At 62.4% G+C, this 12809-nt stretch carries 12 protein-coding genes; 3 read left to right on the forward strand and 9 right to left on the reverse strand.

Features of this window, described 5'->3' with window-relative positions; all coding sequences use genetic code 11:
• Together FJ425_RS30020 and glnA are read left to right on the forward strand one after the other, a co-directional pair.
• Window positions 1-132: P-II family nitrogen regulator (locus tag FJ425_RS30020; protein ID WP_140727800.1), on the forward strand; the 132-nt coding region annotated here is incomplete at its 5' end.
• 50 nt (window positions 133-182) lie between these two features.
• Window positions 183-1592 carry a type I glutamate--ammonia ligase gene (gene glnA, locus FJ425_RS30025; RefSeq protein WP_095765489.1) on the forward strand — a complete coding sequence of 470 codons (1410 nt, stop codon included), beginning with the start codon at window positions 183-185 and terminating at the stop codon, window positions 1590-1592.
• Window positions 1593-1966: 374 nt separating this feature from the next.
• On the opposite strand, the gene FJ425_RS30030 is transcribed toward glnA, so the two are convergent.
• Window positions 1967-3004 (reverse strand): glutamine synthetase beta-grasp domain-containing protein, encoded by a 1038-nt coding sequence (locus FJ425_RS30030; RefSeq protein ID WP_140727802.1) that lies wholly within the window; start codon window positions 3002-3004, stop codon window positions 1967-1969.
• A 309-nt stretch (window positions 3005-3313) separates the two neighbouring features.
• Here FJ425_RS30030 and FJ425_RS30035 point away from each other — a divergent pair, with 309 nt between their 5' ends.
• Window positions 3314-3508 (forward strand): DUF2735 domain-containing protein, encoded by a 195-nt coding sequence (locus FJ425_RS30035; protein WP_140544917.1) that lies wholly within the window; start codon window positions 3314-3316, stop codon window positions 3506-3508.
• Between the two features lie 86 nt (window positions 3509-3594).
• On the opposite strand, the gene FJ425_RS30040 is transcribed toward FJ425_RS30035, so the two are convergent.
• The 8 genes from FJ425_RS30040 to FJ425_RS30075 all read right to left on the reverse strand — a co-directional run bounded on the left by FJ425_RS30040 (window position 3595) and on the right by FJ425_RS30075 (window position 12770).
• The gene (locus FJ425_RS30040) at window positions 3595-5484 is read right to left on the reverse strand and encodes an MFS transporter (RefSeq protein WP_140727803.1); all 1890 of its coding nucleotides are present in this window, start codon (window positions 5482-5484) and stop codon (window positions 3595-3597) included.
• A 247-nt stretch (window positions 5485-5731) separates the two neighbouring features.
• Window positions 5732-6547, reverse strand: a complete 816-nt coding sequence (locus FJ425_RS30045; RefSeq protein ID WP_140727805.1) for an ATP12 family chaperone protein — start codon at window positions 6545-6547, stop codon at window positions 5732-5734.
• A gap of 104 nt (window positions 6548-6651) precedes the next feature.
• Window positions 6652-7509, reverse strand: coding sequence for a DMT family transporter (locus FJ425_RS30050; RefSeq protein WP_140727817.1), 858 nt, complete (start codon window positions 7507-7509; stop codon window positions 6652-6654).
• Window positions 7510-7570: 61 nt separating this feature from the next.
• Window positions 7571-8551, reverse strand: coding sequence for an RluA family pseudouridine synthase (locus FJ425_RS30055; protein ID WP_140727807.1), 981 nt, complete (start codon window positions 8549-8551; stop codon window positions 7571-7573).
• 106 nt (window positions 8552-8657) lie between these two features.
• Window positions 8658-9014: a DUF779 domain-containing protein gene (locus FJ425_RS30060; protein ID WP_140727809.1), complete on the reverse strand. Its 357-nt coding sequence runs from the start codon at window positions 9012-9014 to the stop codon at window positions 8658-8660.
• 63 nt (window positions 9015-9077) lie between these two features.
• Complete coding sequence (adh, locus tag FJ425_RS30065; protein WP_140727811.1) at window positions 9078-10595, reverse strand: aldehyde dehydrogenase; 1518 nt, start codon at window positions 10593-10595, stop codon at window positions 9078-9080.
• A gap of 135 nt (window positions 10596-10730) precedes the next feature.
• A complete protein-coding gene (locus FJ425_RS30070) occupies window positions 10731-11678 on the reverse strand; it encodes a helix-turn-helix domain-containing protein (RefSeq protein WP_224638986.1) in 948 nt (315 codons plus the stop codon).
• Window positions 11679-11942: 264 nt separating this feature from the next.
• Entirely contained in the window at window positions 11943-12770 is an 828-nt protein-coding gene (locus tag FJ425_RS30075; protein ID WP_140544903.1) for an aspartyl/asparaginyl beta-hydroxylase domain-containing protein, read from the reverse strand.
• Window positions 12771-12809: the final 39 nt, after the last annotated feature.

Raw genomic sequence — 12809 nt, forward strand, 5'->3', positions numbered from 1 at the left:
GTCGAAGGCGCCATCGAGGCCATCCGCAAGGCGGCGCAGACCGGCCGCATCGGCGATGGAAAAATCTTCGTCTCCAACATAGAGGAAGTCGTACGCATCCGCACGGGCGAGACCGGCATCGACGCCATCTGACCAAAACCTACAATCCATTTCCGGACGTCATCACACAGGGAAGAAATGACATGACGACAGCCAAAGACATCATGAAGCAGATCAAGGACAACGACGTGAAATTCGTCGACCTGCGCTTCACCGATCCGCGGGGCAAGCTGCAGCATGTGACGATGGATGTCGTCGAGGTGGAGGAAGACATGTTCGCCGACGGCGTCATGTTCGACGGCTCCTCGATCGCCGGCTGGAAGGCGATCAACGAGTCCGACATGGTGCTGATGCCGGACACCGATACCGTCCACATGGATCCGTTCTTCGCCCAGTCGACCATGGTCATCCTGTGCGACATCCTCGATCCGATTTCGGGCGAGGCTTACAACCGCGATCCGCGCGGCACCGCCAAGAAGGCCGAGGCCTATATGAAGGCGGAAGGCATCGGCGACACCATCTATGTCGGTCCCGAGGCCGAATTCTTCGTGTTCGACGACGTCAAGTACAAGGCCGATCCCTACAACACCGGCTTCCGTCTCGACTCGACCGAACTGCCCTCCAACGACGACACCGACTACGAGACCGGCAATCTCGGCCACCGTCCGCGCATCAAGGGCGGCTATTTCCCGGTGCCGCCGATCGATTCCTGCCAGGACATGCGTTCCGAGATGCTGACCGTGCTCGCCGAAATGGGCGTGCGAGTCGAAAAGCACCACCATGAGGTCGCCGCCGCGCAGCACGAGCTCGGCATCAAGTTCGACACGCTGGTGCGCAATGCCGACAAGATGCTGATCTACAAGTATGTCGTGCACCAGGTCGCCAACGCCTACGGCAAGACAGCCACCTTCATGCCGAAGCCGGTGTTCGGCGACAACGGCTCGGGCATGCACGTCCACCAGTCGATCTGGAAGGGCGGCAAGCCGACCTTCGCCGGCAACGAATATGCCGGCCTGTCGGAGAGCTGCCTCTATTACATCGGCGGAATCATCAAGCACGCCAAGGCGATCAACGCCTTCACCAACCCGCTGACCAACTCCTACAAGCGTCTGGTGCCGGGCTATGAGGCGCCGGTGCTGCTCGCCTATTCGGCGCGCAACCGCTCGGCTTCCTGCCGCATTCCGTTCGGCAATTCGCCGAAGTCGAAGCGCGTCGAGGTCCGCTTCCCCGATCCGGGCGCGAACCCCTATCTCGGCTTCGCCGCCATGCTGATGGCCGGCCTCGATGGCATCAAGAACAAGATCCACCCTGGACAGCCAATGGACAAGGATCTCTACGACCTGCCGCCGAAGGAGCTGAAGAAGATCCCGACCGTTTGCGGCTCGCTGCGCGAAGCGCTGCAGAACCTCGACAAGGACCGCGGCTTCCTGAAGGCCGGCGGCGTCTTCGACGACGATCAGATCGACTCCTATATCGAGCTCAAGATGGCCGAGGTCATGCGCTTCGAAATGACCCCGCACCCGGTTGAGTACGACATGTACTATTCGGTCTAAGCTTCTGATCGGATAGAAAATTCCGCCCTTGGAAGGCACTCCCTTCCAAGGGCTTTTCATTTCTGAAAACGGGGTTTTCGCGTTGGCGCGGCGCGTGCCGGCCGGGCAGGCGCACCTGCACCGCCGGTTCGAATTTCTCCGGCGACATCTTCATCGCCTTGGTCAACCACGACGGGAACCGCACGCCCGCGCCCTGCCCCACGCCAAGATATTGTGGCAGCGCTCAAATCGCGTGACGTCATTGCCGCCTGACAGCGGCAGGCGGGCCTGTATTTGCCGGCTTATCCCATGCAAAAAGCCCCAGCGGGTTTCCGCTGGGGCTTTTCTAGCGTGCTCATCGCGCCGGGGGCCTGCGCCCCTGGCAAGCGAGGAGATCAGGCGGCAGCCGAAACCGCGGCGATCGAAACCTGCGAGATCGTCTTCAGCACCTGCGAGGCGATCTGGTAGGGGTCGCCCTGCGAGTTCGGGCGACGGTCTTCCAGGTAGCCCTTGTAGTCGTTCTTGACGAAGGAGTGCGGCACGCGGATCGAAGCGCCGCGGTCGGCGACGCCGTAGGAGAACTTGTTCCACGGCGCGGTCTCGTGCTTGCCGGTCAAGCGCTTGTCGTTGTCCGGGCCGTAGACCGCGATATGATCCATCAGGTTCTTGTCGAACTGCGCCATCAGCGCCTCGAAATAGGCCTTGCCGCCGACTTCACGCATGTATTTGGTCGAGAAGTTGCAGTGCATGCCCGAGCCGTTCCAGTCGGTGTCGCCGAGCGGCTTGCAGTGGAACTCGATGTCGATGCCGTATTTTTCGGTCAGACGCAGCAGCAGGTAGCGCGCCATCCAGATCTGGTCGGCGGCCTTCTTGGAGCCCTTGCCGAAAATCTGGAATTCCCACTGGCCCTTGGCCACTTCGGCGTTGATACCTTCATGGTTGATGCCGGCGGCGAGGCAAAGGTCGAGATGCTCCTCGACGATCTGGCGGGCGACATCGCCGACATTCTTGTAGCCGACGCCAGTGTAATACGGACCCTGCGGGGCCGGGTAGCCGCTCTCGGGGAAGCCGAGCGGACGGCCGTCCTTGTAGAAGAAATATTCCTGCTCGAAGCCGAACCACGCATCCTCGTCGTCGAGGATGGTCGCGCGGCTATTGGATTCATGCGGGGTGACGCCATCGGGCATCATGACTTCGCACATGACCAGAATGCCGTTGGTGCGAGCCGGATCCGGATAAAGCGCGACCGGCTTCAGCACGCAATCGGAGCTGCGGCCCTCGGCCTGGTTCGTGGAGGACCCATCGAAGCCCCATAGCGGCAGCTGCTCGAGCGTCGGGAACTCGGCGAATTCCTTGATCTGGGTCTTGCCGCGCAGATTGGGGACCGGTGTGTAGCCGTCCAGCCAGATATACTCGAGCTTGTATTTGGTCATTCTAGAGCCTCTCGTTGCTTGATCACCGCCAAAGGGTGGCGACGCTCGGCCGGCTCGAGCCGGCCTGCCGACGGTCAAAAGCAATTCGTATGCCACTCGGCCTTCGCGAGGTGCGGCAAAATGGTCATGGCAACACGTTGATTTTGTTGAGCCGTCTCAGCAATGCGACTGGATCGTTCAGGCGCCGATTTTGCTTATAAAATAGGCATTTGCTGATCTTTTTGTAAGCATATTGCCTAAAGGAGTCGCAGGGCATATTTTGACGGGAAGGTGAATCGGCACGCTCCTGAAAAGGCGAGGAGATCGGCAATGCAAGTCACGCCATCGCGGCCGTCGGCAAAAGTCCTGCTGTTCCCGCTCGCAGCACGCAAGTCTGCCTCAAATTTAGGCGCCAAGGCCAAATTCGCGGCAGAACTTGCAGCGCTTCGCGGCGAGCACGCCGACTTCGACGGCTGGTACCACGAAGCGGCAATCGAGGAAGAGAACCAGCAGCGCAAGAGCTGAGCTGACCGCTTTCTTCCAATTGGGCATGAAAAAAGCCCGGCGCGATCGCTCACGCCGGGCCTTCTGTTTGAACGGGATGACCGAGGTCATTCCTTGGCGTGCAGGTCTGTGCCGAGCGTATCCCTGACGAAGATCATGCCGATGATAAGCGACATTGCCGCGATGATCACCGGATACCAGAGACCGTAGTAGATATCGCCCTTGTAGGCGCTGAGCGCGAACACCGTTGCCGGCAGCAGACCGCCGAACCAGCCATTGCCGATGTGGTAGGGCAGCGACATGCCGGTGTAGCGAATGCGGGTCGGGAACATCTCGACCAGGATGGCCGCGATCGGCCCATAGACCATGGTCACGAACAGCACCAGGATGAACAGGATGCCGATCGTGAGCGGCCAGTTGATGGCTGCCGGATCGGCAGTCATGGCGAACGGACCGCCGCCCGGGATGTTGTAGACGGTGACTTCGGGCGCACCCGCCGCCTCGTCCTTGGTCAGCAGCTTGTCGGCGATCGCCTTGTCGGCCGGAACCGTCGCCTTTTCGCCGCCGCGGATGGCCGCGGCATCGAGCTTGAGCTCGGGGTTGGCCGCGACGAAGGCGTCGAGCTTCTGATCCGGCACCTTGGCTGCTGCGCGCTTCAGCGGATAGCCGCCGTCCCGCAGCGACATGTTCACCGCTTTCTGGAAGGCCGCCTCCTTGGCCTTGGCCTGATCGCCAGCGGCAACGGCGTCATAGGACGCCACCGTCTCATTGCCGATCTTGACCGTGGCAGCCGTGCCGGACGCCGCCGTCGCAACGACGTCGTAAGGCACCGAGTTCTTGGTCAGGAACGAGGTCGCGATGTCGCATGACGTCGTGAATTTCGCCGTGCCGACAGGATTGAACTGGAACTTGCAGTCGCCGGGCGCCGCCGTCACGGTCGCGCGGGTGTTCTGCTGGGCGGTGGCCAGAGCCGGATTGGCGGCCCAAGTTAGCGCCTTGAACAGCGGGAAGGTGCAGACGATGCCGAGCGCAAGGCCTGCCATGATGATCGGCTTGCGGCCGATCTTGTCCGACAGCCAGCCGAAGACGACGAAGAAGATCGAGCCGACGGCAAGCGCGATAGCGATCATGATGTTGACCGACCACGCATCGACCTTCAGCACGTTCGTGAGGAAGAACAGGGCGTAGAACTGCCCGTTGTACCAGATCACGGCCTGGCCGGCGGTGAGGCCGAGCAGCGCCAGCAGCGCGATCTTGGCGTTCTTCCATTGACCGAAGGCTTCCGACAGCGGCGCCTTGGAGCCCTTGCCCTCTTCCTTCATGCGCTGGAAAGTTGGCGACTCCGAGAGCGACAGCCGGATCCAGATCGAAATGGCAAGCAACAGGAAAGAGACGATGAAGGGAATGCGCCAGCCCCAGACGGCGTAGGTTTCCTTGCTGAGCGAGCCTTGCACGACCAAGATGACGATCAGCGACAGGAACAGGCCGAGCGTCGCCGTGGTCTGGATCCACGATGTGTAGTAGCCGCGGCGGTCGTCAGGCGCGTGCTCGGCGACATAGGTCGCGGCACCGCCATATTCGCCGCCGAGCGCCAGGCCTTGCAACATGCGCAACCCGATCAGGATCACGGGAGCCAAGATGCCCAAGGTTGCGTAGCCAGGCAGCAAGCCGACTAGGAAGGTCGACAGGCCCATGATCGTCATGGTGACGAGGAAGGTATATTTGCGGCCGACAAGATCGCCGATGCGCCCGAAAAGCAGCGCGCCGAACGGGCGAACAAGGAAGCCGGCGGCAAAGGCAAGCAGCGCAAAGATGTTGCGCGTCGCCTCGGGAATCGCCGGGCTGAAGAAGGTCGAGCCGATGAAGGCGGCCAGCGAGCCGTAGAGATAGAAATCGTACCATTCGAAAACGGTGCCGAGCGAGGAGGCGAAGATGACTTTCTTCTCCTCCCGCGTCATGCCGCGGCTGGTTCTGCCGGCGGCCGAAGCCATTGCCATTGATGTATCCTCCCGTGAGATCCCGTCTGTCCTCGATGGCTGCGCGCCACCGTCCGCGCTCCCTGCGAACGCGGACTCGAAAACGCAGCCAACGAAGGAAAAATGACAGAAAGGGCGTGCGAAAGGCACCGCGACAATGGGATTATGACTTTGGTATTAGGTGCAGTGCGAAGGCGTGGAGTGGCTCGGCTCTGGAGATTGCCGATCCACTCCAGGTTTTGTTTACGCGATTCCGGACGGAAAACCGCTACGCACTTTTCCTGGAATTGCTTTGGCCTTGTAGTGCCTCGAGCAGGCTGACCGCCGCCATCATGTCGCGCTTGCGCGCCAAGCGGCGCGCCAAGGCCTCCGCATCCTGGCCCCAATGCTCGATCTGCCAATCCTCGTCGACATGGCCGGCCGCCCAGGCTTCCTCGCCGTCGAGCTCGCCGAAATCGACCGCTAAAGCCAGCAGCGCCGAGCCGGTCAGCGCGGTCATGACATGGATGGCGGCCAGCCGCATCGGCTCCGAGCGCTGGCCAAGATGCGCGCCGAGGACCGCGATTGTCTCGCGCGGCTGCTCGACATGGATGACGCCTTCGGCAAGATTGAAGCGCGCGCTGAGGCTGCTGCGCGTCCAGTCCAGCACCGGGTCCCAATGCTTGTTCTGGCGGTCGACCAGGGCTTGCGGGCCGTCGGCGCGGTAGCAAAGAAGATCGGACGAGGCGAAGCGCAGGATATCTTCCAGCACCGCCTGCGGATCAGAGGCGACGCCGTCGATGGCGGTGTTCACCAGCCGCATGACCGGCATCGTCACGGGATCGATGACCTCGCCTTGCGCGCTGAATTCAGCGGCCACAAGTGCTGCAGCCTTTTCGGTCGGCAGCACCATCACAGCCTTGCCCGGCGTGCGCACGGGGCGGCCGTCGAGATGAACGGCAAAGCCATTCTCGACAGGAGCTACCGAAACAGCCTTGTAGAAACGCTTCGGCAGCGGCGTCTTCATCTGAATTTGGGCGCGGCGCACAGGATCGGGATCCGAAAGCAGCTTGCCGGCTTCGAGGTCTTCGAGGATGTCGCGCATGCCGAACTCCTTAAAGCAATTTGAGGAAAATTGTGAAGCGGTTTTGCATCCGCAATCGCGTCAACACAAAGAGATAGGGCAACCTTGCCGTTCCGCGGGCTGATCTATGGTGTGGGCTGTCTGCGCGCCGGCCGATTGACGATGATCAGCCCGGCGGCAATCAGGCCGAGCGCCAGGAAAATCCTGGTCGTCGGCAGCTCGCCCAACAGCACCGCGCCGCACAGGACGCCGAACACCGGCGACAGAAAGGCGAAGCTCGACAAGCCGGCCGCCGGATAGCGCGTGAGCAGCCAGAACCACAACACATAGGTGAAGGCGACGATATAGAAAGACTGGAACAGCAGCGCCAGTGTCGGCAGGACGGCAAGCGCGCGGATGGGCGGGCCGGCGAAAGGCATCACCAGGACGCCGACGACGGCAGCGCCGGCCAGCTGATAGAGCAGCAGTTTCTCCGCGCGCGTGTCGACCAGCCTCGATCGTTTGATGACGATGCTGGTCGCCGCCCAGAGAACGCCTGAGCCGAGACTGAGCAGATCGCCGGTCAGTGTCGCGCCGCTGCCGGCAGTGATGCCGTCGGAGAAGACCGCCGCCAGGCCGCAGAAGGCGAGAACAAGGCCACCGAGCTTGCGCGCATTGATGCGCTCGCCAAGCAGGAAATGTCCGCCGATCAGCACCCAGAACGGCATGGTGTTGACCAAGAGCGTGTTGCGGGCAACGGTCGTATGTTCGAGGCCGATATAGAGACACAGGAACTCGATGCCGAAGAGCACGCCGACGACGATGCCGGCGGCCAGCGTCCGATCCGCTTCGAAGAGCTTGATGCCGCGCAGCCGGCACCAGGCGAACACGCAGGCTCCCCCAATGAGCGAACGTGCGATCGAGACGAAGACAGGGTCGTAGCCGGAGTATGACACCTTGGCGGCGACATAGTTCAGTCCCCAGGAAAAGGTCAGCCCGACCATGATGGCCGCCGCGGCTGTGTCGACCGCATCGCGGCGATCCAATGCGGGGGCGACGGCCAAGTCAGTCCTCCGCGCTCCGGTCGTCGAAGCCGATCAGGTTCCAGCTCTGGCGCATATGCGGCGGCATCGGCGCCGTGACGTCGATGACGCCATGGTCCGGATGCGGGATGATGATGCGGCGCGCATGCAGGTGCAGGCGGTTTTGAATGCCGCCCGGGAAATCCCAGTTGGTATCGGCCTCGAAATATTTGGGATCGCCGATGATCGGGCAACCTATGTAGGCGGCGTGAACGCGAAGCTGGTGAGTGCGGCCGGTATAGGGCTCCATCTCCAGCCAGGTCATCGTCTGCGCCGCCTGCTCGATGACACGGTAGTAGGAGACGGCGTGGTCGGCGCCCTTCTCGCCATGCGCGGCCACGCGCACGCGGTCGCCATCCTCCGTCGGCTCCTTGATCAGCCAGGTCGAGATCTTGTCCTCGCGCTTGGGCGGCACGCCCTTGACCAGCGCCCAGTAGGTTTTCTTGGTCTCGCGCGCGCGGAACGCTTCCGACAGCTTCATCGCGGCAAGACGGGTGCGGGCAACCACCAGCACGCCGGAGGTGTCACGGTCGAGGCGGTGGACGAGGCGCGGCTTCTCGCCCTTCTGGTTGCGCCAGGCTTCCAGCATGTCGTCGACATTGCGGGTGACGCCGGAGCCGCCCTGCACGGCGAGCCCCGCCGGCTTGTTGAAGACGAAGACTTTCGGGTCCTCATGCAGAAGCATCTTGGCGAGCACGTCGGCATCGCCCTGGTTGCGGATCGAGTGGCCGGTGAGCGGCGCATCCCCCTTCTTATCGACGTCGAGCGGCGGAACGCGAACAGACTGGCCTGGCTCGACACGCGTGTCGGCCTTCACCCGGCCGCCATCGACGCGGATTTGCCCCGACCGAAGCAGTTTCTGCAGATGGCCGAAGCCGAGGCCCGGATAATGGACCTTGAACCAGCGATCGAGCCGCATGCCCGCCTCGCCGGCCTCAACCGTGATCTGTTCAACACCCGCCATAACTTCGCTTTTCCATTCCAAAGCGGCGCCATAGCACTAAGGCGAACAGGTTGCGAGCCAAAGACCAACAAAGCGCGACGATTACCCCAATTGTCGCGTCATCAGATCAACTCTCCGAAGGTACCGCGCATATGGTCGAGCGGGTCAGGAAGCGCTTCTCGCGGCCATTATCGAGCGAGAACATGCCGCCCCTGCCCTTCACCACGTCGATGATGAGGTCGGTGTGCTTCCACGCCTCATATTGCGAGGCGCCGATATAGACCGGCGTATCGCCGATTTCGCCCAATTTCACGTCATTGTCGCCGATCATGAACTCGCCACGCGGGTAGCACATCGGCGACGACCCGTCGCAGCAGCCGCCGGACTGGTGGAACAGAACCGGGCCGTGATCGGTGATGATCTCGGCGAGCAGCGCCTCGGCCTCCGGCGTGGCCGACACTTTGCCCAACGAAGCGTTGTCCATCAAATCCTCCTTAACTGACGGGAGGACGCGGGTGGACCGCGCCCTCCCTGCGCCCTGGCAGGATCAGAAGAAGCCGAGCTTCTTCGGGCTGTAGCTGACCAGCATGTTCTTGGTCTGCTGATAGTGGTCGAGCATCATCTTGTGCGTCTCGCGGCCGATGCCCGACTGCTTATAGCCGCCGAAGGCGGCATGCGCCGGATAGGCGTGATAGCAGTTGGTCCAGACACGTCCGGCCTGGATAGCGCGGCCGAAGCGGTAGCAGCGGTTCGCGTCGCGGCTCCAGATGCCGGCGCCGAGGCCGTAGAGGGTGTCGTTGGCGATCGACAGCGCCTCGTCATCGTCCTTGAAGGTCGTCACGGACACGACGGGTCCAAAGATCTCCTCCTGGAAGATGCGCATCTTGTTGTTGCCCTTGAACACGGTCGGCTTGACATAGTAGCCGCCGGCAAGGTCGCCCGGCAGATGGTTCTGCTCGCCGCCGGTCAAGACCTCGGCGCCTTCCTGGCGGCCGATGTCGAAGTAGGACAGGATCTTTTCCAACTGCTCGCTCGAGGCCTGCGCGCCGATCATGGTGACGGGATCGAGCGGATCGCCCTGGACGATTGCCTCGACACGCTTCAGCGCGCGCTCGATGAACTTATCGTAGATCTTCTCGTGCACCAGCGCGCGGCTGGGGCACGTGCAGACCTCGCCCTGGTTGAGCGCGAACATGACGAAGCCCTCGATCGCCTTGTCGAAGAAATCGTCGTCTTCGGCGGTCACGTCCTGGAAGAAGATGTTGGGCGATTTGCCGCCAAGCTCGAGCGTCACCGGAATGAGGTTTTGGCTGGCATATTGCGAGATCAGGCGGCCGGTGGTGGTCTCGCCGGTGAAGGCGATCTTGGCGATGCGGTTCGACGAGGCGAGCGGCTTGCCGGCCTCCAAGCCGAAGCCGTTGACGATGTTGAGCACGCCTTCGGGCAAGAGATCGCCGATGAGGTCGGCCCACAGCATGATCGTGGCGGGTGTCTGCTCGGCGGGCTTCAGCACCACGCAATTGCCGGCGGCGAGCGCCGGCGCCAGCTTCCACACCGCCATCAGCAACGGGAAGTTCCACGGAATGATCTGGCCGACGACACCGAGCGGCTCATGGAAATGGTAGGCGACGGTGTCGTGGTCGATTTCGGAGATCGAGCCTTCCTGGCTGCGCAGCACGCCGGCGAAATAGCGGAAATGGTCGATGGCCAGAGGCAGGTCGGCGGCGGTCGTCTCGCGGATCGGCTTGCCATTGTCCCAGGTCTCGGCGAGCGCCAGCAGGTCGAGATTGTCTTCCATGCGATCGGCGATGCGGTTGAGGATCAGCGCGCGGGCCGCAGGGCTGGTCTTGCCCCAGGCGTCCTTGGCCTTGTGGGCAGCATCAAGCGCGGCCTCGATGTCATTGGCGTCCGACCGAGCAATCTCACAGAGCGGCCGGCCGGTGACCGGCGAGATGTTGTCGAAATATCTGCCGGAGAGCGGCGCCGCCCATTTGCCGCCGATGAAGTTGTCATAGCGCTTGGCGAAAGGAACCTTGGCCGTGCGCGAGAATTCCACCTTGTTCATCACTGCCTCCCAATGAGCACGCCGCGGGATGCGGCGCTATGGAGGAAGGGTTGCGGATGGGCTCAGGTTTGTCATCCCGGGGCTGGATGATCGTGGCGCCCGACTGTCGCAGAACTGCGACAGTCCGGTCTGCAATCAATGCGGGCGGCGAATGTCGAAGCGGGCGAGCTTGCGATGCAGGGTGGCGCGGGAGATGCCGAGGTTTTGCGCGGCGGCCGAGACGTTGCCGCCGGCGCGCGCCAGCGCCCGCTGAACCACACCTCGTTCGGCATCGTCCAAATCCTCAGCGGTCTTTGCGCAGTCGCCGAGAATATCGGTGGCAAGCAGTCCTCTCGCCAGCGCTTCCCGCGTTATGCCCAGACCAAGACGGGCAGAGCGCGTCGCGCCGATCACAAGATCATCCGAATCGACCGCTATCAGCGCACCGGCGCTGCGCTCGGTGACGGGTGCGAGCAAGATGCGGGCATCCGAAAACACCATGCGGAAGTTTTCCGCTTCGATCCGGCGCGCGGCGTCGCCCACGGCAACCGCGATGAGCTGCACAAAGCCCTCGGTCAGGTCCGACCGGCAGGACGAGACATCGAGCGCCGCCGCCAGATTGCCCTCATGGTCATAGACCGGAGCCGTGGTGCAGCTCAGCAGCGTGTTGCGGGAGAAGAAATGCTGATCGCGGTGGATGGTCAGAGCGCGCTGGTCGGCGATGCAGGTGCCGATGCCGTTGGTGCCTTCGCTGTCCTCGCTCCAGACGGTGCCGGTCCACAGGCCCCATTCATCGAATGTCTCGTCGTCCGCGACCGCGCCCCGGCGCTCGACCGGTATGCCGTCGCGATCCGCCAGCATGACGCAGCAGCCGACGCCGCCCACTGCGAGATAGAGCCGATTGAGGCTGGGTTCGGCCGCGCGGATCAGCCGCTCCATGCGCTGCCTCGTGAGCCTGAGCTCGCCTTCGGTCAGTCGCCTCGGCGCCGTGCGTGCTGCGGGGTCCAGGCCGTGCAATTGGAGGGATCGCCGCCACGAGGCGACGACCGCCGAATGGGCTGCATCGCTCTTGGCGACCGAGGCCTGGACCTGGTCCGCGTGCACGGCTGGTTGCCGTCCAATCAACCTAATCCTCCCGGTGAGCGGAACCTCCTGCCGCTCCGTCGTCATGCTCGCTAGACAATTCCGCTGCCAATGGCAGATCAGCTTCGATAGAACGCTGACCGGAAAGCGTATTTGATCCTGCGCAATTTCCGGACGAAAAATCGCTACGCATGTCCTGGAATTGTGCCGGAGTCCTAACGGTCGCGGCTCCTCCGCGCCATTGGACGTTGGTTTAAGGCGGATCGATGCGAGGTTCCGCCGTGGTCAGTTGGCGGCCGCCTTCGGCTTCGACGAGCCGATCATCTTCCAGTTCTTGTAGAAGACCGAATTGATGCGCTCCACGCTGACGGAGACGATGGCGAGAAGGCCCGCGATCAGTTTTGGGAACGGAGACGGCCGGATGATGTCGACGAAGACGCAGTAGCGGCGGCCGTCATATTCGTTGACCGAGCGGTGGAACAGCGTGTCATCGAAGATGAACAGCGGATTGTCGTACCAGTAGTTCTTCTTGCTGCCGCACTGGACGAAGATCTCGGCCTTCACCGGTATCAGATTGTAGAGGATGCGCAGGCTGAGCCGGAGCGGACCGAAGTGCCAGGACGTCGATTCGCGCTTGCTGAAAACGGATACCGCGATCGTCTTGATGTATTTGTAATCCTTGTTGAATTCGGGGACGTTATCGATCTTGTGCTTGCCGTACCACTGGTAGACATACATGCCGCGTCGGCCGGCGCCGAAATTGGCATCGATATCGGCGATGATCTCGTCCTTGCGCGCCTTGAAGACGCCCAGCACCTCGTTGATCTCGCGCTGATAATCCTCGGGGAACTGCTCGGGCTTCCAGACCCCGGGGTTGCGGTAGCTGAGAAGGTCGACGATCAGGTTGAACGGCGACAACAGCCAGGTGAACAGGCCATTGCCGAGGAAGTAGCGCTCGAACAGGTTTTGGCTCTTCTGGTCGTTGCGCATGACATCGATCAGGCCGCAGACGACCCAGATCGTGGTCAGGATCGGGATGAAGTAGAAGGCGAGCGCGAGAACTACGGCGGCGATGGCGGCCTTGCGGAGCGTCTTGACGGTTTGCTTTGTCATTGTCATTCGCGCGGGAGCGCGATCCTGTTCCATGGGACA

The organism is Mesorhizobium sp. B2-7-2, from assembly GCF_006440775.1.
Taxonomy (GTDB): domain Bacteria; phylum Pseudomonadota; class Alphaproteobacteria; order Rhizobiales; family Rhizobiaceae; genus Mesorhizobium.